Origin of the sequence: Pseudarthrobacter sp. NPDC080039, assembly GCF_040702335.1 — a bacterium.
GTDB classification, from domain to species: domain Bacteria; phylum Actinomycetota; class Actinomycetes; order Actinomycetales; family Micrococcaceae; genus Arthrobacter; species Arthrobacter enclensis_A.
In genome coordinates this window covers 40,591-67,081 of sequence record NZ_JBFBKY010000011.1, presented here as the reverse complement: position 1 = coordinate 67,081, position 26,491 = coordinate 40,591, and the positions used below count along the sequence as shown (strand labels likewise).

General features: G+C 65.6%; 24 protein-coding genes. 22 read left to right on the top strand and 2 right to left on the bottom strand.

The features are described 5' to 3' along the window. Positions 1–59: 59 nt before the first annotated feature. The 15 genes from pcrA (at position 60) to AB0313_RS13365 (ending at position 17,282) form a co-directional block, all read left to right on the top strand. Positions 60–2,612, top strand: coding sequence for a DNA helicase PcrA (pcrA, locus tag AB0313_RS13435; protein WP_366306065.1), 2,553 nt, complete (start codon positions 60–62; stop codon positions 2,610–2,612). Between the two features lie 110 nt (positions 2,613–2,722). After that, positions 2,723–3,400: a hypothetical protein gene (locus tag AB0313_RS13430; protein ID WP_366306107.1), complete on the top strand. Its 678-nt coding sequence runs from the start codon at positions 2,723–2,725 to the stop codon at positions 3,398–3,400. 223 nt (positions 3,401–3,623) lie between these two features. Then, positions 3,624–4,793, top strand: coding sequence for an ADP-forming succinate--CoA ligase subunit beta (gene sucC, locus AB0313_RS13425; protein ID WP_141943460.1), 1,170 nt, complete (start codon positions 3,624–3,626; stop codon positions 4,791–4,793). 11 nt (positions 4,794–4,804) lie between these two features. After that, complete coding sequence (gene sucD / locus AB0313_RS13420; RefSeq protein ID WP_236801197.1) at positions 4,805–5,707, top strand: succinate--CoA ligase subunit alpha; 903 nt, start codon at positions 4,805–4,807, stop codon at positions 5,705–5,707. A gap of 220 nt (positions 5,708–5,927) precedes the next feature. Then, the gene (locus tag AB0313_RS13415; protein WP_366306105.1) at positions 5,928–6,659 is read left to right on the top strand and encodes a FadR/GntR family transcriptional regulator; all 732 of its coding nucleotides are present in this window, start codon (positions 5,928–5,930) and stop codon (positions 6,657–6,659) included. A gap of 224 nt (positions 6,660–6,883) precedes the next feature. Further along, complete coding sequence (locus AB0313_RS13410) at positions 6,884–8,233, top strand: MFS transporter (protein ID WP_366306062.1); 1,350 nt, start codon at positions 6,884–6,886, stop codon at positions 8,231–8,233. A gap of 9 nt (positions 8,234–8,242) precedes the next feature. Further along, positions 8,243–9,019 carry an SDR family NAD(P)-dependent oxidoreductase gene (locus AB0313_RS13405; RefSeq protein WP_141943453.1) on the top strand — a complete coding sequence of 259 codons (777 nt, stop codon included), beginning with the start codon at positions 8,243–8,245 and terminating at the stop codon, positions 9,017–9,019. Between the two features lie 103 nt (positions 9,020–9,122). Continuing rightward, a complete protein-coding gene (locus AB0313_RS13400) occupies positions 9,123–9,812 on the top strand; it encodes a GntR family transcriptional regulator (protein ID WP_141943451.1) in 690 nt (229 codons plus the stop codon). Positions 9,813–9,956: 144 nt separating this feature from the next. Continuing rightward, a complete protein-coding gene (locus AB0313_RS13395; RefSeq protein ID WP_141943449.1) occupies positions 9,957–10,955 on the top strand; it encodes a sugar phosphate isomerase/epimerase family protein in 999 nt (332 codons plus the stop codon). Between the two features lie 36 nt (positions 10,956–10,991). Continuing rightward, positions 10,992–12,713 carry a dihydroxyacetone kinase family protein gene (locus AB0313_RS13390; protein ID WP_366306059.1) on the top strand — a complete coding sequence of 574 codons (1,722 nt, stop codon included), beginning with the start codon at positions 10,992–10,994 and terminating at the stop codon, positions 12,711–12,713. Positions 12,714–12,725: 12 nt separating this feature from the next. Further along, a complete protein-coding gene (locus tag AB0313_RS13385; RefSeq protein WP_366306057.1) occupies positions 12,726–13,220 on the top strand; it encodes a ribose-5-phosphate isomerase in 495 nt (164 codons plus the stop codon). Then, on the top strand, positions 13,217–14,170 hold the full coding sequence (locus AB0313_RS13380; protein WP_366306055.1) for a 3-hydroxyacyl-CoA dehydrogenase family protein: 954 nt from the start codon (positions 13,217–13,219) through the stop codon (positions 14,168–14,170). Before AB0313_RS13385 ends, AB0313_RS13380 begins: the two co-directional genes overlap by 4 nt. Positions 14,171–14,217: 47 nt before the next feature. Next, positions 14,218–14,985: an SDR family NAD(P)-dependent oxidoreductase gene (locus tag AB0313_RS13375; RefSeq protein ID WP_366306054.1), complete on the top strand. Its 768-nt coding sequence runs from the start codon at positions 14,218–14,220 to the stop codon at positions 14,983–14,985. 101 nt (positions 14,986–15,086) lie between these two features. After that, entirely contained in the window at positions 15,087–16,433 is a 1,347-nt protein-coding gene (locus AB0313_RS13370) for an MFS transporter (protein WP_307310164.1), read from the top strand. A 27-nt stretch (positions 16,434–16,460) separates the two neighbouring features. Then, positions 16,461–17,282: a triose-phosphate isomerase family protein gene (locus AB0313_RS13365; protein WP_366306052.1), complete on the top strand. Its 822-nt coding sequence runs from the start codon at positions 16,461–16,463 to the stop codon at positions 17,280–17,282. Here the strand turns inward: AB0313_RS13365 and AB0313_RS13360 are convergent. Both AB0313_RS13360 and AB0313_RS13355 read right to left on the bottom strand, forming a co-directional pair. After that, positions 17,240–17,722 (bottom strand): SRPBCC family protein, encoded by a 483-nt coding sequence (locus AB0313_RS13360; protein WP_366306050.1) that lies wholly within the window; start codon positions 17,720–17,722, stop codon positions 17,240–17,242. The genes AB0313_RS13365 and AB0313_RS13360 overlap by 43 nt on opposite strands. Then, positions 17,719–18,075 carry a metalloregulator ArsR/SmtB family transcription factor gene (locus tag AB0313_RS13355; protein ID WP_366306048.1) on the bottom strand — a complete coding sequence of 119 codons (357 nt, stop codon included), beginning with the start codon at positions 18,073–18,075 and terminating at the stop codon, positions 17,719–17,721. The genes AB0313_RS13360 and AB0313_RS13355 overlap by 4 nt, the downstream gene beginning before the upstream one ends. Before the next feature lie 146 nt (positions 18,076–18,221). On the opposite strand from AB0313_RS13355, the gene AB0313_RS13350 reads away from it, so the two are divergent. From AB0313_RS13350 to AB0313_RS13320, 7 genes are all read left to right on the top strand, one after another. Beyond that, complete coding sequence (locus tag AB0313_RS13350; RefSeq protein ID WP_141943432.1) at positions 18,222–18,626, top strand: tautomerase family protein; 405 nt, start codon at positions 18,222–18,224, stop codon at positions 18,624–18,626. A 191-nt stretch (positions 18,627–18,817) separates the two neighbouring features. Further along, positions 18,818–19,828, top strand: a complete 1,011-nt coding sequence (gene iolC / locus AB0313_RS13345; protein WP_141943430.1) for a 5-dehydro-2-deoxygluconokinase — start codon at positions 18,818–18,820, stop codon at positions 19,826–19,828. Beyond that, the gene (locus AB0313_RS13340) at positions 19,825–20,763 is read left to right on the top strand and encodes a deoxyribose-phosphate aldolase (protein ID WP_307310148.1); all 939 of its coding nucleotides are present in this window, start codon (positions 19,825–19,827) and stop codon (positions 20,761–20,763) included. The genes iolC and AB0313_RS13340 overlap by 4 nt, the downstream gene beginning before the upstream one ends. A gap of 29 nt (positions 20,764–20,792) precedes the next feature. Beyond that, a complete protein-coding gene (gene iolD / locus AB0313_RS13335) occupies positions 20,793–22,742 on the top strand; it encodes a 3D-(3,5/4)-trihydroxycyclohexane-1,2-dione acylhydrolase (decyclizing) (protein ID WP_366306103.1) in 1,950 nt (649 codons plus the stop codon). 32 nt (positions 22,743–22,774) lie between these two features. Continuing rightward, positions 22,775–24,289: a CoA-acylating methylmalonate-semialdehyde dehydrogenase gene (locus AB0313_RS13330; protein WP_366306045.1), complete on the top strand. Its 1,515-nt coding sequence runs from the start codon at positions 22,775–22,777 to the stop codon at positions 24,287–24,289. Between the two features lie 91 nt (positions 24,290–24,380). Then, positions 24,381–25,298 carry a sugar phosphate isomerase/epimerase gene (locus AB0313_RS13325; protein ID WP_366306043.1) on the top strand — a complete coding sequence of 306 codons (918 nt, stop codon included), beginning with the start codon at positions 24,381–24,383 and terminating at the stop codon, positions 25,296–25,298. 32 nt (positions 25,299–25,330) lie between these two features. After that, positions 25,331–26,344 (top strand): Gfo/Idh/MocA family oxidoreductase, encoded by a 1,014-nt coding sequence (locus tag AB0313_RS13320; protein WP_366306041.1) that lies wholly within the window; start codon positions 25,331–25,333, stop codon positions 26,342–26,344. Positions 26,345–26,491: the final 147 nt, after the last annotated feature.

Sequence of the window (26,491 nt, the reverse complement as noted above, 5' to 3'; positions counted from 1 at the left end):
GGGAGTAATCCACAGGCTGGAAGGCGTTGTCGGTCCCACCGCCTAGACTTGTAGGCACCATGGATATGTTGTTTGACCCGTACTCTGACGGACCGTTCAAGGCCGCTCCGGCCGCCACCGCCCGCACCAGGACGGGGCCTGAGGGCGTCGCCACCACGGCCGGCCCGGGCGGAATGCGGGTTCCGGGCGTTGATGGTCAGCACCAGTCCGGCGGCTGGCAGGAGTCCAACCGGAACGGCGGCAACCAGCACGCCGGCGGCGGCCACCATGGGCACCGCCGCCCTGATGCTGCCCAGTTGCTGGAGGGATTGAACCCCCAGCAGGAGGAAGCGGTTAAACACGCCGGCTCTGCCCTGCTGATCGTTGCCGGGGCCGGTTCAGGCAAAACGCGGGTACTCAGCAACCGGATCGCGTACCTGATCGCCACCGGCCGGGCCCACCATGGCGAGATCCTGGCCATCACCTTCACCAACAAAGCGGCTGCCGAGATGCGGGAGCGCATTGAAGCCCTGGTGGGCGGGCGGGCCAAGATCATGTGGATCTCAACGTTCCACTCTTCCTGCGTGCGGATCCTGCGCCAGGAAGCCGCGAACGTCGGGCTGAAGTCCAACTTCTCAATCTATGACTCGGCGGACTCCCTGCGCCTTGTCACCCAGGTGTCCAAGGCACTGGACCTGGACCCCAAGAAGTTCGCGCCCAAGGCCATCCAGCACAAGATTTCCGCGTTGAAGAACGAACTCATTGACGCCGACTCCTTTGCCTCGGCGGCCAACTACAACGACCCCTTCGAACACGCCGTGGCAGACGTGTACAAGGGCTACACGCAGCGCCTTCGCCAGGCCAACGCCATGGACTTCGACGACCTCATCGCCGAGACCGTCTACATGTTCCGGGCCTTCCCGGCATTGGCTGAGTCCTACCGCCGCCGCTTCCGCCACGTCCTGGTGGACGAATACCAGGACACCAACCACGCCCAGTACGCCCTGGTCCGCGAAATCGTGGGCGAAGGGCCCGGAGCCTCCGAGCTCACCGTGGTTGGCGACTCGGACCAGTCCATCTACGCCTTCCGCGGCGCGGACATCCGCAACATCGTGGAGTTCGAAAAGGATTACCCCGAAGCCCGCACCATCAAGCTCGAGCAGAACTACCGTTCCACCCAGAACATCCTGAGCGCTGCCAACTCAGTAATCTCGCGCAACCCCAACCGGCCCGAAAAACGGCTGTGGACCGCCGAAGGCGAAGGCCACAAGATCATCGGGTACGTGGGCGAGAACGAGCACGACGAAGCACAGTTCATTGCCAAGGAAATCGACCGGCTCCAGGACGAGGAGAACCTGCGTCCGGGCGACGTCGCCATCTTCTACCGGACCAACGCCCAGTCCCGCTCCATCGAGGACGTCCTGGTTCGCGTGGGCCTGCCTTACAAGGTTGTTGGCGGCACCCGCTTCTACGAGCGCAAGGAAATCAAGGATGCCCTTGCGTACCTGCGCGTGCTGGTCAATCCTGACGACGACGTCAACCTTCGCCGGGTGCTGAATGAGCCAAAGCGAGGCATCGGCGAACGCGCCGAGGGGGCCGTTGCTGCCCTGGCTGAGCGTGAGCGGACGTCCTTCATGGCCGCGGCACGCCGCGCCGACCAGGCCCCCGGAATGGCCACCCGTTCCGTTAACGCCGTGCTGGGCTTCGTGAAGATGCTGGACGACCTTGCCGAGGTAGCCGCCGGGTCGGGTGCCGCCGCGGCACTCGAGGCGGTCCTGGAACAGACCGGCTATCTCGCTGCCCTGCGCTCCAGCACCGATCCCCAGGACGAGTCCCGCGTGGAGAACCTGGCCGAGCTCGTGGCCGTGGTGCGGGAGTACGAGCAGGAAAACCCAGAAGGGTCGCTGGCCGCGTTCCTGGAACAGGTGTCCCTGGTGGCGGATGCTGACCAAATCCCCGACGCCCCCGGTGCGGACATCGATGAAGCAGTAGCCGAAGCCAAGCGCCTGGGCGTGGTGACCCTGATGACCCTGCACACGGCAAAGGGCCTGGAATTCCCGGTAGTTTTCCTCACCGGCATGGAGCACGGGCTGTTCCCGCACCAGCGTTCCGCCACCGACCCCAAGGAACTGGCCGAGGAACGCCGGCTCGCGTACGTCGGCCTCACCCGTGCCCGGAAGCGGCTGTACGTGACCCGGTCAGAGGTGCGCAGCATGTGGGGACAGAGCCAGTACAACCCCGCGAGCCAGTTCCTGGAGGAAATTCCCGCCGAGCTCCTGGAATGGAAGCGGGAAGGGACCAGCCGGCAGTCGTGGGGAGGCGGCGGCTCCATTGGATCAGGCCGCTACAGCGGCTCCTTCTGGGGTGCCGGCACCTCACGGGGTGCTGCGGCGGATTCCTCCGCAGGCTTCAACGCCGACGTCCCTGCCTTCATCGCGAAAAACCGGGTACAGCCGCAAAAGGAAATCATCGCCGTCAGCGTGGGGGACAAGGTCAACCACACGAGCTTTGGCAATGGCACCGTCCTGGCCCTTGAAGGGGCAGGGGACAAGACGGTTGCCAAGGTCAAGTTCGAGGTCGGGGAAAAGCGCCTGCTGCTGCGCTACGCGCCACTGACCAAGCTCGACGCCTGAGCGGGGCTGGTGGCCCACCCCCGCGGGGCCACCGGCGGTTGCGCCGCCCACGGCGTTTTTGGTGACCGGAGCCGGGCATAATGGAGGCCATGCGACGGACTGTATGGGGGATGCTCGCCGCCCTTTTCCTTGCCTCGGCCACGGGGTGCAGCGTGACCACCAAGGACCCTTCCTACGTTCCCCCTCCACCCCTTCCGCCTATGCAGCAGTTGGAACAAGCGCCCCTTGCCGACGCGAAGGCCTTTTCCAGCGGCACCGACGTCCTGTCCTTCATCACCCCGGACCGGACCATCGCCTGCTCACTCACCTCGTCCCGGGGGGAACACCTGAACCTGCCGTATGAACAGAACCGCTACAGCGACGCCGCCAACAACAAATTGCCCATCGTCCCGGTGGCCCACTGTGAGCTGGCCACCTACCCGGCCCCCCAGCCCGGCGACGTCAAGGACGACTGCGCAGGAACCCACCTTGGCTACCTGGGCGGCGTGGCCCTGCTGTCGCCGGACGCTGCACGTTACGGCGAATGCCGCTCGGGCGTCACAAGCATGGAGGCAGCGTACGGACCGAAGGGAGGCAATGCTGGCCCGCTGGCCCAGTTGCCGGTCCTCGAGGACGGCCAGAACCTGGAACGCAACGGCCTTCGCTGTTCTGCCTACAACGGCGGTGTGGCGTGCGGAAATGTCTCCGCCGGCGTGGGGTTCTTTGTTTCCCCCGAACGTTACGAACTGATCCAGGGCCCCGCAGGGAGCAGCCGGAATACACGGCCGGAGGCCCCAAAAACCCCGTAAATCCGCGGTTTTTCTACGATCCATAGAATAGTGTGCTTACTCACATAAGCGGTACTCTGGGACGGGCCGGTCCCTCCAAAGGACTAGAGTTCCCCATGGAGCATTACGCCGCGTGGCTCGTTTCCAACAGGCCGCCGGTGCGTGCAATCCGCAGCCCGGTCATCGTCTTCCAGATGGTGTCCGACTGTACAGAAACTACTTCGACGTAGAAGGACACTAAACCGTGGACCTGTTTGAATACCAGGCGCGCGATATGTTCGAGGCGCACGGTGTACCCGTGCTTGCCGGCATCGTGGCGTACACCCCAGAAGAAGCAAAGGCAGCTGCCGAGAAGATCGGCGGCGTTACCGTTGTCAAGGCGCAGGTCAAGGTAGGCGGCCGCGGCAAGGCCGGCGGCGTCAAGGTCGCAAAGTCCGCCGATGAGGCGTTTGAGCACGCCTCCAACATCCTGGGCATGGACATCAAGGGCCACACCGTCAAAAAGGTGATGATTGCCCAGGGTGCGGACATCGCCGAGGAATACTACTTCTCCGTCCTGCTGGACCGGGCCAACCGCAACTACCTGGCCATGTGCTCGGTTGAGGGCGGCATGGAAATCGAACAGCTCGCCGTCGAACGCCCCGAAGCGCTGGCCAAGATCGCCATCGACCCCGCCGTGGGCATCGACCAGGCCAAGGCCGACGAAATCGTCGCAGCTGCCGGCTTCGCCGAGGAACTGCGCGGCAAGGTCGCCGCCGTGATCCTCAAGCTCTGGGACGTCTTCAAGAAGGAAGACGCCACCCTGGTAGAGGTCAACCCGCTGGTCAAGACCGGCGCCGGTGACATCGTGGCACTGGACGGCAAGGTCTCCCTGGACGAGAACGCCGACTTCCGCCACGCCAAGCACGCGCAGCTCGAGGACAAGGACGCTGCAGACCCACTTGAGGCCAAGGCAAAGGCGCAGGACCTCAACTACGTCAAGCTCGACGGCGAAGTGGGCATCATCGGCAACGGTGCAGGCCTGGTCATGTCCACCCTGGACGTCGTTGCCTACGCTGGGGAAAACCACGGCAACGTCAAGCCCGCCAACTTCCTGGACATCGGCGGCGGTGCCTCTGCCGAGGTCATGGCCGCCGGCCTGGACGTCATCCTGGGCGACGAGCAGGTCAAGTCCGTGTTCGTCAACGTCTTCGGCGGCATCACCGCGTGCGACGCCGTCGCCAAGGGCATCGTCGGCGCATTGGCCGAACTGGGCCACACCGCCAACAAGCCGCTGGTAGTCCGCCTCGACGGCAACAACGTCGAGGAAGGCCGCCGCATCCTCAACGAGGCCAACCACCCGCTGGTTACCTTGGCCGCCACCATGGACGAGGGCGCCGACAAGGCCGCCGAGCTCGCCAACGCAGCGAAGTAAAGGGACGCACCATGTCTATTTATCTGAACAAAGACTCCAAGGTCATCGTCCAGGGCATCACCGGCGGCGAAGGCACCAAGCACACCGCCCTGATGCTCAAGGCCGGCACCAACATCGTTGGCGGCGTCAACGCCCGCAAGGCCGGCACCACGGTCCTGCACGGCGATAAGGAAATCAACGTCTACGGCACCGTCAAGGAAGCCATGGCTGAAACCGGCGCCGACGTCTCCATCGTTTTCGTGCCGCCGGCATTCACCAAGAACGCCGTTGTCGAAGCCATCGAGGCCGGCATCGGCCTGGTCGTGGTCATCACCGAGGGCGTTCCCGTCCAGGACTCCGCCGAATTCTGGGCCCTGGCCCAGTCCAAGGTGGACGCCGACGGCAACCAGGTCACCCGCATCATCGGCCCGAACTGCCCCGGCATCATCACCCCAGGCGAGGCACTGGTCGGCATCACTCCGGCCAACATCACCGGCAAGGGCCCCATTGGTCTGGTTTCCAAGTCCGGCACGTTGACCTACCAGATGATGTACGAACTGCGCGACCTGGGGTTCTCCACCGCCATCGGCATCGGCGGCGACCCCATCATCGGCACCACGCACATTGACGCCCTGGCCGCGTTTGAGGCTGACCCCGAGACCAAGGCCATCGTCATGATCGGCGAGATCGGCGGCGACGCCGAAGAGCGCGCAGCCGACTTCATCAAGGCCAACGTCACCAAGCCGGTCGTCGGCTACGTGGCCGGCTTCACGGCCCCCGAGGGCAAGACCATGGGCCACGCCGGCGCCATCGTGTCCGGCTCTGCCGGTACTGCCCAGGCCAAGAAGGAAGCCCTCGAGGCTGCCGGCGTGAAGGTTGGCAAGACGCCGTCTGAAACCGCCAAGCTGCTCCGTGAGGTCTACTCAGCCCTGTAGCAACACCGCGCCTTTGACAACGGCGCTATGAGAGAGACCGCGCAACGCGGGGTTACCCCCTCCGGCCCATTCGATGGGACGGGCCGGGGTGGCCCCGCGTTCGTTGTTTAACCCACCGTTGAAAGCACGACGGCGGCCCGGCGGCGTGGGCCCAACCATGTCGAGTAATGTTGGGGAAGGAAAATCACGGCGCCGTGGGCGCGCAGGCAGGGGAATGACGATGGCAGCAAAGCGACCCACCCTGGTCGACGCCGTCGTGGACAAGGTGCTGGAGCACATCCTGAGCGGCGAGATTAAGGCCGACGACGCCCTGCCGCCCGAGGCTGACATCGCAAAGGAATCCGGTGTCAGCAGGCTGACGGCCCGGGAGGCGATGAATGTACTGAAAGCCCAGGACGTTGTGTACGTGAAGCGCGGCCTGGGCACGTTCGTCAATCCGCCTGAACGCTGGACCGGGCTGGATGCCATCATGCGCGCCGCCTCCAGGGGAGTGGCTTCCGACCAAGTGGCCCTTCGGTTGCTGGAGGTCCGCCGCATGGTGGAGACCGGGGCAGCTGAACTGGCCGCCTCGCGTCATCGCCCGGCGGACCTGACCGCCCTGCAGGAGAGTGTCGAGCAAATGGAGGCGGCACACCACGCCGGGGACGTCGATGCGCTGACCGTGGCCGACATCGCCTTCCACGACACGGTGCTGCGCGCCTCCGGCAACCCGTTTGTGCCCGCACTGCTCGGCCAGCTCTCAACCCTGCTTTATGCCATGCGGCGCGAGACCTCCGCGTTCCCGGACGTGCAGCGCCATGCCATCCACCACCACAAAATGGTCCTGGCGGCCATCGCAGCGGGTGATCCTGCCACGGCCCGCTCCGCCATGGACGCCCATATCACCCAGACCTTCGAGGACTACGAGCAGTTCCTTGCCATGTCCAGCCGTACCGGTGCCACTGCCCGCTGAACGGCCTGAGCCGCGTCCCTGTCGGCTCACGGCGCTCCGAGGGCAGACCTCCTGAGGGACGCCCCACCCCCTGTGTTGACGCTCGCGCTGCGCTGTGACTAGAATCTCAGTCAGACATCAGACATCTGATATCAAAATCCCCATCTAATGCCGCCAGCCAAAGGAGTCTTCATGCGCGCGCATTCCCTTTTTGAGGGTCCCCACATCACTGCCGGAGGCCAGCGATGAGCTCCCGTGCCGCCGCCCCCGTCCTCAGCGAGCTCGGCGAGACAACCCTCCGCAAGGTCCGCCGGAGGCTCATGCCCCTGATCGTCCTGCTGTACTTCGTCGCCTACCTTGACCGGAACAATGTCGGTTTCGCCAAGCTCGGCATGCAGGGCGACATCGGCATCACAGAAGCCGCCTACGGACTGGGCGCAGGCATCTTCTTCCTGGGCTATGCACTGCTGGAAATCCCCAGCAACGGCGGCATGTACCGCTTTGGTGCCCGCAAGTGGATCGCCCGCATCCTGATTAGCTGGGGTATCTTTGCCACGGCCATGTTCCTGGTGAACGGCGAGGCCACCTTCTACGTCATCCGCTTCCTCCTTGGCGCCGCAGAAGCCGGCTTCTTCCCTGCGATCCTCTTCTACCTGACCCTGTGGTTCCCGGCAGCGCAGCGCGTCACCGTACTGGGCATCTTCATCCTTGCCCAGCCCATCTCCAACGCCCTGGGTGCTCCCGTCTCCGGCATGCTCCTGAATCTTGAGGGGGTGGCCGGCCTGCATGGATGGCAGTGGCTGTACATCCTTGAGGGCATCCCGGCGATCGTGCTGGGCATCATTACCCCGTTTGTCATGACGGACCGGCCCGAGCACGCCAAGTGGCTCACGCCGGAAGAGCGCGAATGGCTGTCCACCACCATGAGCGAGGAGTTGGCCCACAAGCAGAAGGCCGGGAACCACAACTTCCTCGCAGGCCTGAAGGACCCCCGCACCATCGCCTACTCGGCGCTGTACTTCGGCCTCGTGTGCGGCATCTACGGCCTCGGCCTCTGGCTGCCCACCATCGTCAAGGCGCTTGGAAAGTTCGACTCAACCCAGGTGGGGTTCATCGTCTTCATCCCTTACGCAATCGCTGCGGTGTTCGTCTACTTCTGGAGCAAGCGCTCCGACCGTACCGGCAACCGCGTCTGGCACGCCAGCATGAGCATGGTGCTGGCCGCCGTCGGCCTCCTGGGCGCCGGCTTCCTGCTTCCGGTCAACGCAGTGCTCGCCATGGTCTTCCTGACCCTGGCGGCCATGGGAATCTACTCCGCGATCGCGCCCTTCCTGGCCATGCCCTCCGCGGCCCTGACCGGTGCCGCAGCTGCAGCCGGCCTTGCCATGGTCAACTCCCTCGGCAACCTGGGCGGCTTCGTGGCGCCCTACATCGTGGGCATCCTCAAGGACGCCACGGGGAACAGCCAGACCGGCCTGGTCTTCCTGGCCGCCTGCCTGGCGGTCACCGCAGCCGCAACCTACCTTTATGCACGCAAGCGGCCCGAAGGCGTCTCCGCACCCGGAGCCACCGTTCCTGCCGCCGAAACCCACTAGGACAAAGCAATGACTACACAGCACACCTTCCCCGCAGAGCGCACCGCGGTCCTGACAGGGGCGGCCTCGGCCCGCGGCATCGGCCGCGCCACCGCCGACCGCCTGGCCAGCGAAGGCTGGTCCATCGCCATCCTCGATATCAACGCGGAAGACGCCAAAGCCGCTGCCGCAGAAATCGGCGCCAACCGGGCGGTTAAGGCAATTGGCGTGGGTGCGGATGTCTCGGACGAGGCATCCGTAGACCGCGCCATCACGGAGATCGAGCAGTCGCTTCCGCCGATCGTCGGACTGGTGAACCTTGCGGGGATCAGTTCGCCCACACCCTTCATGGAAACCACCGTGGCGGAATGGGACAAGGTCTTCGCCATCAACATGCGCGGCACGTTCGTCGTATCGCAGCGTGTCCTCAAGGGGATGATCGAGCGTGAACTCGGGAGGATCGTCAGCATCTCCTCCATCTCGGCCCAGCGTGGCGGTGGCACCTACTCCAAGGTGGCCTACAGCGCCTCCAAGGCCGGCATCCTCGGCTTCACCCGTGCCCTGGCCCGCGAAGTGGGTGAACACAACATCACCGTGAACGCCATCGCCCCGGGCCCCATCGACACCGACATTATGGGCGGAACTCTGACCGACGAGCGCAAAGCCCAAATGTCCGAGGGAATCATGATGGGCCGGGTGGGTACCCGGGAGGAAGTGGCGGCGCTGATCGCGTTCCTGCTGGGCGAGGATGCCGGCTACATCACTGCCGCTACCTACGACATCAACGGCGGGCTGCAGGTTTCCTGACGGACGCCACGCCCAAGGTGCCGTGCGGCTCACCGGCCGCACGGCACCCGGGAGGGGCTTCACACTCGCGTTCCGGCGCGTATACCGGCTATAGGATTTCTACATGGCAACCAAGAACCAGGCCTCCGGCGGCGTGAGCAGGCAGGTCCTCGCCGACCACGTCTATGAGGCGCTGCTTGTTGCCCTGATGGACGGCAGGCTGGAGGCCGGCACTCCCGTCAGCATTGACGGGATGGCCAGGGAACTGGACGTCTCCCCGACGCCCGTCCGCGAGGCCCTCGCCCGGCTGGAGGCCACCGGGATGGTCCGGAGGATGGCCCTGCGCGGTTACCGGGTGGCACCGCTGTTCACCCCTGACGAGCTGGCCGACCTGATGGACGCTCGGCTGGTCATCGAGCCCGCCAACGCATTCATGGCCTGCAAGCACGCGGACCAGCAACTGACCGGTCAGCTGGAGCAGGCCATCGAGGACCTGAAGGCCGCCCCGCGGGGTCCGTCCTTTGCCGAGTTCCGCGCCTATTGGGAAGCCGACGAACGGTTTCACCGGCTCATCGCCGAATCAGCCGATAACCAGTTCCTGCTGTCCGCCTACAACGCCCTGGGCGGACAGGTCCAGCGTTTCCGTTTCTTCGGCGGGCTGGGCGTCACTGATGCCGACTACGCCATCGCCGAGCACACCGAGATCCTCAGGGCCTTCGAGTCCGGCGACGCCGAGCTGGCGCGACAAAAGATGATCGACCACATTGAGGGCGTCAAGCAGCGCTCGCAGCACGACAGCGAAGTGCGCAGCTAGCACCAGCACGCCAGGGCACTGCCGGCCCTGGCCCGACCCTTCCGCTGGCCCCTTTATCAGGGCAGGAAGTACCCTCAACCCCTTGACATGGGCCGCAAGCAACGTAGATCCTATAGGAAATGCGATTCTAGATCTGGAGTGACAATGCCGTACACCGCCGAAAACTGGCCCATCGCCGCTGCCCTGCTGCAGTTCCCGGGGACCCGGGCCGATGGGACAACCGCCCAGCAGGCCCCCGCCAGCGACTGGCAGCAGGTCTTCGAGGAGGTGGCTGACGCCGGTTTCACCAATGCCGACCTCACCGACAGCTGGGTCCGCCCCGGTGACCTCTCCAGCAGCCGGCTTGACGAGCTGAAGGCTGCCGCAACCGCCGCCGGCCTTGGCCTTCCCTCCATCTCCGCCATCCGCCGCAGCGTGATCGAAGAAGGCCGCTGGGAAGAGAACCTCGCCTACACCCACCGCACCCTGGAGGCCGCAGCCCAGCTCGGCTGCGAGGTTGTCTCGATCGGACTGCACCAGGCCATCACCCCGGAGCAGCAGAAGCAGCTCTGGTTCTGGACGGTTGAGGGCCACAAGGACCCGGTGGGGGACAAGGAGGCGTGGAACAACGCCGTAAGCCGCATTCGCGAAGTAGGCAAGCACGCGGCTGAACTCGGGCTCCTGGTGTCGCTGGAGATGTATGAGGACACCTATCTGGGAACGGGGGACTCCTCCGTGCAGCTGGTCCAGGACATCGATCTGCCCAACGTCGGGCTGAACCCGGACCTGGGCAACCTGATCCGCCTGCACCGTCCCATCGAGGACTGGCGCGAACTGGTACACAAGACGCTGCCGTACTCCAACTACTGGCACGTGAAGAACTACATCCGCGATGAGGACCAGGCCCGCGACCACTACGTCGCCATCCCGGCCCCCATGGAATCCGGCCTCATCAGCTACCGAGAGGCGTTCCAGTTCGCCCTTTCCGTCGGTTTCCAGGGCGTCATCTGCACCGAGCACTACGGCGGAGACGGCCTGAGCGTCACGGCCGCCAACCAGGACTACCTGCGGCGCCAGGTCCTGCCCAAGCGTGACAGCTACGCCCTGGGCACCAGCCTGGTCGCCCAGGGGCGGCAGACCCCCGCCGCTGTCCCCGCACGCTGACCGGCAGAGCCATCCCCACAGGTTCAACGAGGAATCATGACAAAGATATTTGACGATCCAGCGCAGTTCGCAGACGACGCCCTCGACGGCTTCGTCGCCGCCAACCGCCAGTACGTTGCCCGCGTTGACGGCGGTGTGGTCCGCTCCACCGAATCACCCGCAGGGCAGGTGGCGGTGGTCATCGGCGGCGGCTCCGGCCACTACCCGGCCTTCGCCGGCCTGGTGGGGGCCGGGCTCGCTGCCGGAAGTGCCTGCGGCAACATGTTCGCTTCCCCCTCCGCAGGCCAGGTGTACCGGGTGGCCAAGGCATCCCAAACCGGTGGTGGGGTCCTGCTCAGCTACGGCAACTATGCCGGTGATGTCCTGCACTTCGGGCAGGCCCAGGAAAAGCTGAACGCCGAGGGCATCGAAACCCGCACGGTCCTGGTCACCGATGACATCGCCAGCGCTCCGCCCGGCGAAATCGGCAAGCGCCGCGGCATCGCCGGTGACCTCACGGTCTTCAAGGTGGCCGGGGCGGCAGCGGAGGCCGGGCTGGACCTTGACGAGGTGGAGCGCCTCGCCGTCAAGGCCAACCACCACACCCGCTCACTCGGCGTGGCTTTCGCCGGCTGCACCCTGCCGGGAGCCGGCGAGCCGCTGTTCACGGTGCCCGAAGGCATGATGTCCGTGGGGCTTGGCATCCACGGCGAACCGGGCATCTCGGAGCAGCCGCTGCCCACCGCCAGCGAGCTTGCCAAGCTGCTGGTGGACGGGCTGCTGAAGGACAAGCCGGAAAACTCAGGCACCCGCGTTGTGCCGATCCTCAACGGCCTCGGCACGGTCAAATATGACGAGCTGTTCCTGCTGTTCGGGAGGATCGAGGCCCTGTTGACTGCGGCCGGACTCAAAATCGTGGAACCCGAGTGCGGTGAGCTGGTCACGAGCCTGGACATGTCCGGCCTGTCCCTGACGCTGTTCTGGCTGGACGATGAGTTGGAGAAGTTCTGGTCCGCCCCGGCTGACACGCCCGCTTTCCGCAAAGGCAACCTGGCGCCCCGCAAGGCACGGTCCGTGGCGTCCCTGGCGGAGGAAGCAACCGCGCCCGCCCTCGACGCGACCGCCGCCTCGACAGCCCTTGCCGCCACCGCGGTGGGCGCGCTGAAGGAAGCCCAGGCAGTCGTCGTCGAACATGAGGAGGCACTCGGGAAGCTGGACGCCATTGCCGGGGACGGGGACCACGGCATCGGCATGCGCCGCGGTGTGGACGCCGCCGTTGCCGCCGCGGAAAAGTCGCACGCTGCCGGCGCCGGCCTTGAGGAACTCCTCGCGGCGGCGGGGGAGCAATGGGCCGAACGTGCCGGCGGTACTTCCGGTGCCCTCTGGGGTGCGGCCGTCACCGCCGTCGGGAGGACCTTGGGCAGCAAGGATTCCTACACATCGGCAGACGCAGCGGCGGCTGTCAACGCCCTTCGCGACGCCATTGTCACCCTGGGCAAGGCCGAAGCCGGAGACAAGACCATGGTGGACGCGCTGCTTCCCTTCGCTGACACCTTCGCCAAGGCACTTGACGACGGCGGCAGCCTGGCCGGCAGCCTTCGTGCGGCAGCGGAGGCGGCGGCAGAGGCCGCTGACGCGACTGCCGCGCTCAGCCCGAAGAAGGGGCGCGCCCGTCCTCTGGCAGAGAAGAGCCTGGGCCACCCGGATCCCGGCGCCGTCTCCTTCGGCCTTATCGCCCGCAGGGTAGCCGACTACGCCGCCACCATCGAAAGCCACTAAAGGAGAACCCTCATGACTGAGCAATCCCAGCCGGGCTGGCGCATCGTCGTCGGCAACGACGAAGCCGGCGTGGAATACAAGAACGCCCTGCGTGAACTGCTGGAGGCGGACCCCCGCGTTGCCTCGGTGGAGGACGTGGGAGTCGGCGCCGACGACGCCACGGCCTACCCCCACCTGGCAGTCGCCGCGGCCCGCAAGGTGGCCGCCGGCGAAGCGGACCGCGCCCTGCTGATCTGCGGAACCGGGCTGGGCGTCGCCATTTCAGCCAACAAGGTCCCGGGCATCCGGGCCGTTACCGCGCACGACAGCTACTCGGTGGAACGCTCGGTGCTGTCCAACAACGCACAGGTGCTGACCATGGGCCAGCGCGTCATCGGCCTGGAACTTGCCAAGAAGCTGGTGGGCGAATGGCTCAACTACCGCTTCGATGAAAACTCCGCATCCGCGGCCAAAGTAGACGCCATCTGCTCCTATGAGGGCGCGTCGGAAGGACTTGAAACCAAATGAGCACCCGCAACATCGCCGTCGTCGGCTCCGGTTACATGGGCGGCGGAATCGCCCAGGTCCTGGCACTCGCCGGAGCCCGTGTGGCTCTGGCGGACGTCTCTGCCGAAATCGCCCAGGGCAACTACGAACGGCTGCTGAAGGAATCCGACGAGTTCGTCGCGGCAGGCCTCTTCCCGGCCAACGCCACGGACCTGCTCAAGGAAAACCTCTGGGCCGCCAAGGACATCGAAGAAGCAGTGGCGGACGCCGAGTACATCGAGGAGGCCGTGCCGGAAGTCCTCGAGATCAAGCACGCCACCCTGGGCCGGATCAGCGCGGCCGCCCGGCCTGACGCCATCATCGGCTCCAACACCTCCACCATCTCCATCGCCAAGCTGGCCGAGGTAGTGGAAAACCCGGAGCGCTTCCTGGGCGTCCACTTCTCCAACCCGGCCCCGTTCATCCCCGGCGTAGAAGTCATCCCGCATGAAGGGACCTCCGAGGCAACCGTCCAGGCCGCCCGCACCATCGTGGGGGAGACCGGCAAGGAAACCGCCACCGTCAAGGACGTCACCGGCTTCGTGCTGAACCGGCTCCAGTACGCCCTCTTCCACGAAGCTGCCCAGGTGGTGGAGGAAGGCATCGCCAGCGCCGAAGACGTGGACACCCTGGTCCGCACCACCTTCGGCTTCCGCCTGCCCTTCTTCGGCCCCTTCGCCATCGCCGACATGGCCGGCCTGGACGTGTACGCCTTCTGCTACAAGTCGCTGCAGACCGGCTTCCCGGAGCGGTTCGCCACCCCGAAGATCCTCCAGGAAAAGGTCGACGCCGGCCAGCTTGGCACCAAGACCGGCTCCGGCTTCCTCGACGTCCCCGCCGACCGTACCGCAGCCCTGGTGGCCTACCGGAACAAGGCGTACGTGGCCATGCAGAAGCTCATCGAGGAACTGGGCCCGGCCCCGCTGTCCTGAGCTTTTTGGACTGCAGCGCGCCGACCCTCCATACAAAGGAACACTTCATGACAGCATTTCCCGCAGACCGCACCGTCATCGTTACCGGTGCCGTCTCCGAACGCGGCATCGGCCGTGCCACCGCCGACTACCTTGCCGAGCGCGGCTGGAACGTCGGCGTGATCGACCTCGATGACGCGGCCAGCAAGAATCTCGCCAGGGAACTGGCCGAAAAGCACGGCGTCAAAGCCCACGGCGCCGGGGCCAACATCGGTGACGAGGCGTCCGTCCGCGCCGCCATCGACGAAATTGAGGCCGAACTGCCCCAGCTGGTGGCGCTCGCGAACATCGCGGGGGTCAGTTCTCCGGTTCCCTACCTGGAACTCGACGGGGCGGAGTGGGACCGCGTGGTCAACATCAACATGAACGGCGTCCACTACGCCACCCGCCGGGCCGCCGAGTCCATGGCGAAGAACCGGCTCGGCAGGATCGTCAACATCTCCTCGGTCTCGGCGCAGCGCGGCGGCGGAACCTTCAGCAAAACCCCGTACTCCGTGGCGAAGGCGGGCGTCATCGGCCTGACCCGTGCCACCGCCCGCGAACTGGGCGAGTACGACATCACCGTCAACGCCATCTCGCCGGGCCCGATCGATACGGACATCATGGGCGGCACCCTCAGCGAGGAACGCAAGGATGAGCTGGTGAAGGACCTCGTGGTGAACCGCGTGGGCACCACCCGGGATGTCGCGGCGGCCATTTCCTTCCTTATCGGCGAGGACGCCGGCTACATCTCCGGCCAGACGCTGAACGTCGACGGCGGCCTGTACATGCACTAACGGCACCCGCCTTCCGCTGTCAGGAAAGCAGGCGCCATCCAAAACCCGCCGGCCGCCGGCCTGCGGGGCACCACCAACGTCACCACTCGAAGGAGAGTGTTGTGTCAGAAACCACCGCAACATCCAAGGAGCTTCTGGCCCGTCCGGTCCTGAAGTCCGCGATTTACAAGGCGGCCCGCCGGCTCATGCCGATGCTGGTCATCCTCTACGTCGTTTCGTTCCTTGACCGCACCAACGTCGGCTTTGCCGAGGCGGCCCTGGGAACGGACAAGGGAGTGTCCGCCGCAGCCTTCGCCCTGGGCGCAGGCATCTTCTTCATCGGCTACGCCATCTTTGAAATCCCCAGCAACCTGCTCCTCAAGAAGGTGGGCGCCAAGATCTGGCTGGCCCGGATTGCCATCACCTGGGGCATCGTCTCCGCGTGCTTCGCCTTCGTCCAGGGTGAGACCTCGTTCGTGGTCCTTCGGTTCCTGCTGGGCGTGACCGAAGCCGGCCTGTTCCCCGGCGTGATCATGTACCTCGCAGAGTGGTTCCCCAACAAGGTCCGCGTGCAGATGTTCGCCATCTTCTACCTGGCCCAGCCCTTCTCCCAGATGATTGGCAACCCGCTCTCCGGTTGGCTGATTAACATCGGTGACCAGGTGCCCGGCCTGCGCGGGTGGCAGGTCATGTTCTTCGTCGAAGGCATGCTGGCCGTGCTGGCAGGCATTGCGGCGTTCTTCTTCCTGATCAATGGCCCGGAGAAGGCCAAGTTCCTCAGCAAAGACGAGAAATACGCGCTGAAGGAAGTCATGGCGCTGGAGGACACCGTCAAGGACGAGCACGGCCCGCGCGGCATCCTCGCGGCCCTGCGCAACGGCCGCGTCTGGTACTTCACCCTGATCTACTTCTGCCTGCAGATCGCCGTCTACGGCGTGACGTTCTTCCTGCCGCAGCAGGTATCGTCGCTGACCGGACAGAAGGTGGGGCTCGCCGTCGGCCTGCTGATCGCCGTGCCGTGGTTCTTCGGCATCTTCGCCTGCTACTTCATCGGCAAGGCCGCGGACACGGTGGCCAAGCGCCGCAAGTTCGGCACCATCCTGTTCATCTCCACAGGCCTGTGCATCTTCGGCTCGGCCTGGGCGGGCACAAACCACCAGCCGTTCCTGGGCATGATCTTCATAACCCTGGCTGTCTGCAGCTTCCTGGCCGTCGGACCGGTGGTGTGGTCCTATCCCACAGCGTTCCTCGCCGGTTCAGCCGCCGCAGCCGGCATCGGCCTGATCAACTCGCTGGGTAACCTGGGCGGCTTCGTGGCGCCGATCCTCCGGACCGCCGTCAACGAGGCAACCCAATCGCCCACCGGCTCCATGGGTGTCTACGCGCTGGGTGTCCTGCCATTCGTGGCCGCCGCAATGATGTACGCCACCAAGCGGTTCAAGAACAAGGCCGACGACCTGCTCGACTGAGCCGTCCCCCATCCAGGCAAGGAAACCATGAGCACCTCCGGCAGCAGCACAGGCAACGGACCCCTCTACATCGGTGTCAGCACGAAGATGTACATGGGGTACCAGGCGAGCCTGCGCTGGCTGTCGGAGGTGCGTTCCATTGTCGATGACAGGCCGGGACTGGGTACGGGCTCCGGCGTCCAGGATTCTCCCATCCGGGTCTTCGTCATCCCGTCCTTCCCGGTCCTCGAGCCTGCCGCCCGCATCCTGGCCGGCTCGCCGGTACTCCTCGGCGCGCAGAACTGCGCGTGGGGGGACGGGCCGCTGACCGGGGAAGTCAGCCCCGGGATGCTGGCCGAACTCGGCGTCTCACTCGTCGAGATAGGCCATGCCGAAAGGCGCAAACTCTTCGGTGAGGACGACGCCGTGGTGGCACGCAAGGTGCGTGCCGCCGTCGGGCAATCCCTCACCCCGCTGCTCTGCATTGGGGAGCCGGAGAGGATCGACGCCGGAGCAGCCGCCGCCTTTTGCGTGGAGCAGGTCCGTGCTGCAACCGGCGGCGACTCTGGCTTGCTGCGCCGCCTGGTCCTGGCCTACGAACCGGTGTGGGCCATCGGGGCGCAGGAGCCGGCCCCGCCGAAGCATGTCAACGCCGTCCTGGCGCAGATCCGTGCCGAGCTGGGTCCGGACTGCCCCCTCATCTACGGCGGCAGCGCGGGGCCGGAGCTGCTTCCCCAACTGCCGGCTGCGGACGGGCTCTTCCTGGGCCGCTTTGCCCACGACGCCACGAACCTGGGCCGCGTACTGGACGAAGCCCTCCTCCTGCGTCAGGCCGACGCGCCCGCCAGGAGTTCATCCAGCCGCTCGTAGCCTTCGGACATGCCGCCTTCCATGCCTGAGTGCAGCATGCCGTCCCGCGCCTCCATGCTCTGGTACATGGCGTGGCCCCGCAACCGGCACCGGCCGCCGTCGAGCTCCTCAAAGGTCATGGACTCCAGGCTGACCGAATCCGGATAGCCGCCAAACTCGAAAGTCTGCAGGGCAAACTCGTTCTCGCGCACGGTGTGGAAGATTCCCCGGAACTCGTACGGCACCCCGTCGGGGCCGGTGTGGATGTACCGGTAGCTCCCGCCGGTGCGGAAATCGTAGAAATCCATCTCCATTTTCATGCCCCGCGGTCCCAGCCATTGGGCCACCAATTCGGGGTCCTTGTGGGCGCGGAATACGTCCGACACCGGATAGTCGAACTCCCGCTCGAAGTCGATGTAGGGAAGTCCCTCAGGCGCGGTGATCGTCAGTGGATTGCTCATTTGTCTTCCTTTGCCGTTGGCGCCGTTTGCCCGGCGCTGGATTCAAGCACGGCATCGAGGCTGCGGAACTGCTCCTCGCGGACCAACCGGTACTGGTCAATCCAGGCAGTGAGCGCCTCCAGCCGTGCGGGGTTCAGGTGGACGGGCCTGCGCTGGGCATCCCTGCTGCGGGTCACCAGCTGCGCCTGCTCGAGTACCTGGATGTGCTTCGAGACTGCCTGCTTGGAAATCTCGAAGGGTTCCGCCAACTCATTGACCGTGGCCGGGCCGCGGCTCAAGCGGGCGATGATGCTGCGGCGGACTGGGTCGGCCAAGGCCAGGAACGCTGAGTCCAGCTCCGCGTTATCAGTCATGTCGAGTCCCTAATCAACTTTCTTGTTTATCAACTTATTGATTGATTAAGCGTAACCCCACTGCTGTTCCCTTTCAAGGGGTCTTGTCGCCCCTGAAGTCTTATTTGTTATTATGTCAGGACAAACTAGTTGAGGGAGAAACTTTCATGCCGCTGGTCCGCATTGATGTCAACGAAGGACGCACGTCCTTGGAACTGCAGCAGCTGAGCCGCGGAATCCATGACGCCATCCTCGCCGAATATGGAATTCCGGAACGCGACTACTTCCATATCCTCACCGAGCACCCGCAGGGACGGATTTTCGCCCAGGACGCGGGACTCGGCTTTGATCGCAGCCGGGGAGTAGTGATGATCCAGATCTTCACGCAGGAGGGGCGTACCCAGGAAGCCAAGCAGAAACTCTTTGCCGCAGTGGCCGACAGGCTTGCTGCCCTGGGGGTGGCTGGCGAGGACGTCTTCATTGGCTATGTCGAAAATACGGCTGGCGACTGGTCGTTCGGCTTCGGCCGCGCCCAATACGTGACAGGCGAACTGGCTGTTCCCAAGAAGTAGCGCGGGGGCGCCCGCCCATGAAGCCATGGGCGGGAACTTCGCCCCAGTTGTAAATATGTCAGTACAAACGTTTGACGGGACATTTGTTCTAAGGCAAAGTAGTGCGTGTGGCCCACACCACGGCCTGCCAGTCCCGGAACTCCATCCCGTCAAGGGGCAAAAGTTCCACACCAGAAAGGTCCGCGATTCCCGTGATCCACGAGCTTCTTACGATCGGGCGCATCAGCGTTGATATTTACCCGAACGACATCGGGGTTGGCCTGGAGGACGTTAATTCCTTCGGCAAATACCTGGGTGGTTCGCCGTCCAACGTTGCCGTTGCCGCTGCCCGCCACGGCCGCCGGACCGGGGTCATCACCCGGACTGGGGATGATCCCTTCGGTGCGTACCTGCATCGCGAACTGCGCAGGTTCAATGTGGACGATTCGTTCGTGACGCCGGTCGCCGGCCTGCAGACGCCGGCGACGTTTTGTGCGATCAAGCCGGCCACCGATGAGTTCCCGCTGTACTTCTACGGCCGGTTTCCCACCGCTCCGGACCTGCAGATCAAGGCCGAAGAGCTGGACCTGGACGCCATCCGGAAGGCGGGGATTTTCTGGTCCACGGTGACCGGCCTGTCCCAGGAACCGTCCCGGTCCGCCCACATCGCCGCGCACGAGGCCCGTCCCCGGACCGAACTTGCCGAGGGACAGTTCACCGTCCTGGACCTGGACTACCGCCCCATGTTCTGGGCCTCCGAGGAAGAGGCCCGTGCCGAGGTCGCCAAGATCCTGCCGCACGTCACGGTCGCCATCGGCAATGACAAGGAATGCGCCGTCGCCGTCGGTGAGGGAACGCCGGATGAGCAGGCGGACCGGTTGCTGGCGGCCGGTGTGGAAATCGCCGTCGTCAAGCTCGGTCCGGAGGGCGTGATGGCGAAGACCCGTACGGAGCGCGTGGTTTCCGCGCCCGTGCCGGTGGAAACCCTGAACGGACTGGGTGCCGGCGATTCCTTTGGCGGCGCGTTCTGCCACGGTCTGTTGTCCGGCTGGCCGCTGGCCCAGGTCCTGGACTACGCGAACGCCGCCGGTGCCATCGTAGCCTCCCGCCTCTCCTGCGCCGATGCGATGCCGACGCCGGACGAGGTCACCTCGCTGCTGGCCGAACGCGGCCGCGCCGTCCCCGGCACCGTTCAGCTTGCCACCGAAGGAGCAGCACTGTGACCCTCACACCCCTAGCATCGAACAATGCCGTGGATGATGACCCGCGCCGCTATGAGCACCTGAGCATCATCCGTCTCGAAGATCCAGGCGCGGTGGCTCGCGCCGCGAAGGCACGCCGCCGCCACCCGGGCCTGAAGGCAGGCCGGCAGAACTTCATTGTCGCCGCTGACCACCCGGCCCGCGGCGCCCTGGCTGTCGGTTCCGATCCTGTGGCGATGGCGGACCGCCGGCAGTTGCTGGACCGCCTCCAGATCGCGTTGGCGAACCCTGCCGTTGATGGTGTGCTGGCCTCCCCGGACATCATGGATGACCTGCTCCTGCTGGGTGCCCTGGACGGCAAGCTCCTGTTCGGTTCCATGAACCGCGGCGGCCTGGCCGGGTTGGTCAACGAGTTCGATGACCGGTTCACGGGCCACACTGCCGCCGCTTTGGAGGCCTTGGGCGCGGATGGCGGGAAGATGCTGACCCGGATCTGCCTGGGCGACCCGGACACGGTTGCCACCCTGGAGGCCACGGCACGTTCCATCGACTCCCTGGCCGAACGGAAGCTGATCGCGATGGTGGAGCCGTTCCTGTCGGTCCGTGAGAACGGGCGGGTCCGCAACGACCTGTCTCCCAACGCCGTGATCAAGTCCATCGCGATCGCCGAGGGCCTGGGTTCCACCAGCGCTTACACCTGGATGAAGCTGCCGGTCGTCGCGGAGATGGAACGGGTCATGGCTGCCACCACCATGCCGACCGTCCTGTTGGGCGGTGACCCGGACGGGTCCCAGGACGAGGTCTTCGCCACCTGGGGTGCCGCGCTGGCCCTGCCCGGCGTGCAGGGCCTCACGGTGGGCCGGACCCTGCTCTACCCCGCAGACGGGGACGTCGCCGGCGCCGTCGCCGCGGCAGCTTCGCTCCTGCACCACACCACAGAACTCCTGGAGAACTAGCCATGGCCACAACAACAGGAACACGCAGAATGACGGTGGCGCAGGCCGTCGTCGAATACCTCTCCCGGCAGTACACCGTGGACACGGTGGGCGGCGTTGACTACCGTGAGCGGCTCATTCCCGGCACCTTCGGGATCTTCGGGCACGGCAACGTGGCCGGCGTGGGCCAGGCGCTGAAGCAGTATCAGCAGCAGGACCCCGCCCTGATGCCGTACTACCAGGGCCGGAACGAACAGGCCCAGGTCCACCAGGCCGTCGGGTACGCCCGGCACACCCGTCGCCGCCAGACCTACGCGGTCAGCACCTCCATTGGGCCGGGTTCGTCGAACCTGCTGACCGGCGCGGCACTGGCCACCACCAACCGGCTGCCCGTGCTGCTGCTGCCGAGCGATACATTCGCTACCCGCGCCGCCGACCCCGTGCTGCAGCAGCTGGAGCAGCCCTACGCCTACGACGTCACCGTCAACGACGCGTTCCGGCCGTTGTCCAAGTTCTTTGACCGCGTGAACCGGCCGGAGCAGTTGTTCTCCGCGTTCCACAACGGCCTGCGCGTCCTCACCGACCCCGCCGAGACCGGCGCGGTGACCATCTCCCTGCCGCAGGACGTCCAAGCCGAAGCGTTCGACGTCCCCGCCGAGTTCCTGGCCGAACGCGAGTGGCGGATCCGCCGCCCCGACGCTGACGACGACGACATCGCCCGCGCCGCCGCGGCCATCCGCGCCGCGAAGCGTCCGCTCATCATCGCCGGCGGCGGCGTCCTCTACGCCTACGCCAACGACGAACTCGCGAAGTTCGCCGAGATGACCGGCATCCCGGTGGGCAACACCCAGGCCGGCGTCGGCGTGCTCCCCTGGGATCACGAGTTCTCCTTGGGGGCCATTGGCTCCACTGGCACGACGGCGGCCAACGCCATCGCTGCCGGGGCGGACCTGATCATCGGCATCGGCACCCGCTACGAGGACTTCACCACCGCGTCCCGGACCGCGTTCCAGAACCCGGACGTGAAGTTCGTGAACATCAACGTGTCCCCGATCGACGCCTACAAGCACGGCACAGCGCTGCCGATCGTCGCCGACGCCCGCAAGGCCCTGGTCAAGCTCAACGCAGCCCTGGGCGGTTACCGTGTAGGCGCGGACCTGGAGCAGAAGGTCGCGGCGGAGAAGAAGCGCTGGAACGCCACCGTGGACGAGGCCTTCGACACCCGCTACACCCCGCTGCCGGCGCAGAACGAGATCATCGGCGCCACCAACCGGGCCATGGACGCCCGCGACGTCGTCATCTGCGCGGCGGGTTCGCTGCCCGGGGACCTGCACAAGATGTGGCGGGTCCGCGACCCGTTCGGCTACCACGTGGAGTACGCCTACTCCTGCATGGGCTACGAAATCCCCGGGGGCCTGGGCGTCAAGCGCGCAGCGATCGCCGAAGCGAAAAGCACGACGGCGGCCGGCGCGTCAGGCGGACAGGTGCGGGACGTCGTCGTGATGGTGGGGGACGGCTCCTACCTCATGATGCACACCGAACTGGTCACCGCCGTCGCCGAACGCATCAAGCTGATCGTGGTCCTGATCCAGAACCACGGCTACGCCTCCATCGGCTCCTTGTCTGAATCCGTCGGTTCGCAGCGCTTCGGCACGAAGTACCGGGCGCTGGACGAGGAACAGCACAGCTTCGACGACGGCGAGACCCTGCCCGTGGACCTGGCACTGAACGCCCAGTCCCTCGGCGTGAAGGTCATCCGGATCGAACCCGGGGAGAAGGTCATCGCCGAACTCGAGCAGGCCATCCGCGACGCCAAGGCCGCCCCCGAGGGCACAGGTCCGATCCTGATCCACGTCGAGTCCGATCCGCTCCTGGACGCCCCGTCCTCCGAGTCCTGGTGGGACGTCCCAGTCTCCCAGGTTTCCGAACTGGAATCCACCAGGCAGGCCTTCCAGACGTACGTCGACCACAAGTCACGCCAGCGCAAACTGCTCGGCTAACCACACTTTTTCACTACTCAAGGAAGAGTCCCATGACTGCCATCACCACTGAGACGACTGTCATCAACCACTTTCTCAACGGAGCCGAGACTCCTGGCGCGGGTGACCGCACCGCGAACGTGTACAACCCGGCCACCGGTGCCGTGTCCGGCGAACTGCGCCTGGCTAACCGTGCCGACCTGGAAACCGCCGTCGCCGCCGCCCGCAAGGCCGCCGATACCTGGGGCGACATTTCCCTGGCCAAGCGCACCGCCGTGCTGTTCAAGTTCCGAGAACTCGTCGCCGCCCACGTGGACGACCTCGCGCAGCTGGTGACGGCCGAACACGGCAAGGTCCTCTCCGACGCCAAGGGCGAGATCGGCCGCGGCCTGGAAGTAGTGGAATACGCCTGCGGCATCCCCACCCTGCTCAAGGGCGACTACTCCGACCAGGTCTCCACCGGCATCGACGTCTTCTCCTTCCGCGAGCCGCTCGGCGTCGTTGCGGGCATCACCCCGTTCAACTTCCCCGTGATGGTGCCGCTGTGGATGGCGCCGATGGCCATCGCCACCGGCAACGCGTTCATCCTCAAACCCTCCGAACGCGACCCCTCCGCCTCACTGCTCCTGGCCAAGCTGTGGAAGGAAGCCGGCCTGCCGGACGGTGTGTTCCAGGTACTGCACGGCGACAAGGAAACCGTCGACGGTCTCCTGACCCACCCGGACGTGGACGGCATCTCCTTCGTCGGCTCCACCCCGATCGCGCAGTACGTCCACGAGACCGCCACCAAGCACGGCAAACGCGTCCAGGCCCTGGGCGGGGCGAAGAACCATGCCATCATCCTGCCCGACGCCGACCTGGACAACGCCGCCGACCACCTCGCCGCCGCCGCGTTCGGATCCGCCGGCGAACGCTGCATGGCGATCTCCGTCGCCGTCGCCGTCGGAGACGCCGCCGACGCCCTGGTCGCGAAAGTCCAGGATCGCGCCGAAGCCGTCAAGGTCAACAACGGCACCGCCCCCGACGCCGAAATGGGACCGGTCATCACCCCGGCCTCCAAGGAACGCATCGTCAGGATCGTCACCGAAGCCGAAGCTGCCGGCGCCGCCATGGTGGTGGACGGCCGCGACCTCGTCGTTCCCGGCCACGAAAACGGCTTCTGGGTCGGCCCGACCGTGCTCGACCACGTGAAGACCGAAATGACCGCCTACACGGAAGAAATCTTCGGACCCGTCCTCGTCGTCGTCCGCGTCGACACCCTCGAAGACGGCATCAAGCTCATCAACGCCAACCCCTACGGCAACGGCACCGCCATCTTCACCTCCTCCGGCGCCGCCGCCCGCACATTCCAGCGCTCCGTGACCGTGGGCATGATCGGCATCAACGTCCCCCTGCCCGTCCCCGTGGCCTACCACTCCTTCGGCGGCTGGAAAGCATCCCTGTTCGGCGACAAGCACATCTACGGCCCCGAAGGCGTCTCCTTCTACACCCGCGGCAAGGTCGTCACCTCCCGCTGGCCCGAAACCCACCACGCCTCAGGCGCCTCCTACAACTTCCCCTCCAACTGACACCGATCTACAACCCATCGATTGCTCCGTACCTGTCGTTTTGAACGACCAAAACGACAACTGCGGAGCAATCGATTCAAAGGAACAGGCAATGACTGACGTAGAGAACAAGCTGATCATCGGCACGGCGCCGGACTCCTGGGGCGTGTGGTTCGCGGACGACCCCAAGCAGACCCCCTGGGAACGCTTCCTCGACGAGGTGGCCGAGTCCGGCTATAAGTGGATCGAACTGGGACCGTACGGCTACCTGCCCACCGACCCCACCCGCCTGGCGGAAGAACTCAAGCAGCGGGACCTGAAGGTCAGCGCCGGCACCGTGTTTACCGCCTTCCACCGGGGCCTGGACCAGTGGGAAACCGCCTGGGAGCCGGCCCGCAAAGCGGCTGAGCTGACCGCTGCCATGGGCGGCGAGCACATCGTGGTCATCCCGGCGATGTGGCGCGACGACGTCACCGGCGAAGCCGTGGAAAGCGGCACGCTGGGCGAAAAGGCATGGAGCGACCTGTTCGCCGGCCATAACCGCCTGGGCAAGACCCTGCTGGAGGACTTCGGGCTGAAGCAGCAGTTCCACTCCCACGCCGACTCCCACGTGGGTGCGCAGGCGGACATCGAAACGTTGCTGGCCGCCACCGACCCGCAGTACCTGAACCTCTGCCTGGACACCGGACACGCGGAATACTGTGGCGCCTCCAGCCTGGACCTGATCAAGAACTACCCGGACCGGATCGGCTACCTGCACCTGAAGCAGGTCAACCCGGAGATCCTCAGGAAGGTCAACGAGGAAAACATGACCTGGGCAGCAGCCAACCTGGCCGGCGTTATGACCGAACCGCCCAACGGCCTGCCGGACCTCCGCGCGGTCGTCGAAGCCGTGGAGGCCCTGGATCGGCCCATCTTCGGCATCGTGGAGCAGGACATGTACCCGGTGGCTTTCGACGTTCCCATGCCGATCGCCAAGCGCACCCGCAACTACCTGCTGTCCTGCGGCTCCCGCACCGCCGTCAGCTAACCCCCGCCACTGAGACCACAAAGGACAGAACAATGACTGGAACCCTCCGCGTTGCCGTCATCGGCGCAGGCCGCATGGGCACCGACCACATCCAGCGCCTCAGCAAGCGCATCCACGGAGCCGACGTTGCCGCCGTCGTGGACGTCGACCTCGCCCGCGCCCAGGCCGCCACTGAAGGAATCCCGGGCGCCGTGGCCCTGGCGGATGCCGAGGAGGCCCTGAACAACGGCGACGTCAACGCCGTCCTGATCGCCACCCCGGGCTTCCTGCACGAGGACATCCTGCTCAAGGCCCTTGCCAAGGACATCCCCATCCTCTGCGAAAAGCCGCTCACTCCCGACGCCGAATCCTCCTGGAAGATCGTCGAGGCCGAGGTGGCGCTGGGCCACAAACGCATCCAGGTGGGCTTTATGCGCCGCTTCGACGCTGAATACGCCACGCTGGGCTCGATCATCCGCAACCACGAACTGGGCGAACTGCTGATGCTGCACCACCAGCACCGTAACCCGAGCACCCCCGCCGGCTTCACGAACGAGATGCTCATCAACGACTCCGTGGTCCACGAATTCGACGCCATCCGGTTCTTCACCGGCGAGGAAATCACCAGCGTCCAGGTACGCCTGGGCAAGCCCACCCGGAACGCCCCGAACGGGCAGCACGATCCCCAGCACGTCCTGATCGAGACCGAGTCCGGCGTCCTGGCCGACGTCGAAATCTACGTCAACGCCAAGTTCGGCTACGAGGTGGCCACCCAGGCCTCCTTCGAGGACGGCATCGTCAGCATCGGCGGCGACAGGGGACCTTACACCCGCAGCTCCGGCCGCTGGGGCGGCCACGTCACCCCCGGCTTCGAGGAGCGCTTCGGTCCGGCGTACGACGTCGAGATCCAGTCGTGGGTGGACGCGGCGCTTAAGGGCGAAATAGGCGGCCCCTCCGCTTGGGACGGGTACGCCACCGCCGCGTGCTGCGAAGCAGGTGTTGAAGCGCAAAAGAACGGCGAAAAGGTCGCCGTGAAGCTGGCGGCCAAGCCCGACCTCTACAAGTAGGACCGGAAAGGGGGCGGAGCCGTCCGTCCCCTTTTGCGTCCCTGTCCTGACTCATCCACAATGGACTGTTTATGTGAAATTCACTCTTGACCACCATGCGTCGTACGGGCTGCGGTACTTCACCAAACAGCCGGGCAACCCGGCCCG

Excerpts from the sequence above, each read along its gene's own strand:
- sucD (WP_236801197.1), top strand. The coding sequence starts at position 4,805 with ATGTCTATTTATCTGAACAAAGACTCCAAGGTCATCGTCCAGGGCATC.
- AB0313_RS13385 (WP_366306057.1), top strand. The coding sequence starts at position 12,726 with ATGACTGAGCAATCCCAGCCGGGCTGGCGCATCGTCGTCGGCAACGAC.
- iolD (WP_366306103.1), top strand. The coding sequence starts at position 20,793 with ATGACGGTGGCGCAGGCCGTCGTCGAATACCTCTCCCGGCAGTACACC.
- AB0313_RS13350 (WP_141943432.1), top strand. The coding sequence starts at position 18,222 with ATGCCGCTGGTCCGCATTGATGTCAACGAAGGACGCACGTCCTTGGAA.
- AB0313_RS13405 (WP_141943453.1), top strand. The coding sequence starts at position 8,243 with ATGACTACACAGCACACCTTCCCCGCAGAGCGCACCGCGGTCCTGACA.
- AB0313_RS13375 (WP_366306054.1), top strand. The coding sequence starts at position 14,218 with ATGACAGCATTTCCCGCAGACCGCACCGTCATCGTTACCGGTGCCGTC.
- AB0313_RS13355 (WP_366306048.1), bottom strand. The coding sequence starts at position 18,075 with ATGACTGATAACGCGGAGCTGGACTCAGCGTTCCTGGCCTTGGCCGAC.
- AB0313_RS13360 (WP_366306050.1), bottom strand. The coding sequence starts at position 17,722 with ATGAGCAATCCACTGACGATCACCGCGCCTGAGGGACTTCCCTACATC.
- AB0313_RS13415 (WP_366306105.1), top strand. The coding sequence starts at position 5,928 with ATGGCAGCAAAGCGACCCACCCTGGTCGACGCCGTCGTGGACAAGGTG.
- AB0313_RS13325 (WP_366306043.1), top strand. The coding sequence starts at position 24,381 with ATGACTGACGTAGAGAACAAGCTGATCATCGGCACGGCGCCGGACTCC.
- pcrA (WP_366306065.1), top strand. The coding sequence starts at position 60 with ATGGATATGTTGTTTGACCCGTACTCTGACGGACCGTTCAAGGCCGCT.
- AB0313_RS13380 (WP_366306055.1), top strand. The coding sequence starts at position 13,217 with ATGAGCACCCGCAACATCGCCGTCGTCGGCTCCGGTTACATGGGCGGC.
- AB0313_RS13365 (WP_366306052.1), top strand. The coding sequence starts at position 16,461 with ATGAGCACCTCCGGCAGCAGCACAGGCAACGGACCCCTCTACATCGGT.
- AB0313_RS13390 (WP_366306059.1), top strand. The coding sequence starts at position 10,992 with ATGACAAAGATATTTGACGATCCAGCGCAGTTCGCAGACGACGCCCTC.
- AB0313_RS13430 (WP_366306107.1), top strand. The coding sequence starts at position 2,723 with ATGCTCGCCGCCCTTTTCCTTGCCTCGGCCACGGGGTGCAGCGTGACC.
- AB0313_RS13320 (WP_366306041.1), top strand. The coding sequence starts at position 25,331 with ATGACTGGAACCCTCCGCGTTGCCGTCATCGGCGCAGGCCGCATGGGC.
- AB0313_RS13410 (WP_366306062.1), top strand. The coding sequence starts at position 6,884 with ATGAGCTCCCGTGCCGCCGCCCCCGTCCTCAGCGAGCTCGGCGAGACA.
- AB0313_RS13330 (WP_366306045.1), top strand. The coding sequence starts at position 22,775 with ATGACTGCCATCACCACTGAGACGACTGTCATCAACCACTTTCTCAAC.
- AB0313_RS13400 (WP_141943451.1), top strand. The coding sequence starts at position 9,123 with ATGGCAACCAAGAACCAGGCCTCCGGCGGCGTGAGCAGGCAGGTCCTC.
- AB0313_RS13395 (WP_141943449.1), top strand. The coding sequence starts at position 9,957 with ATGCCGTACACCGCCGAAAACTGGCCCATCGCCGCTGCCCTGCTGCAG.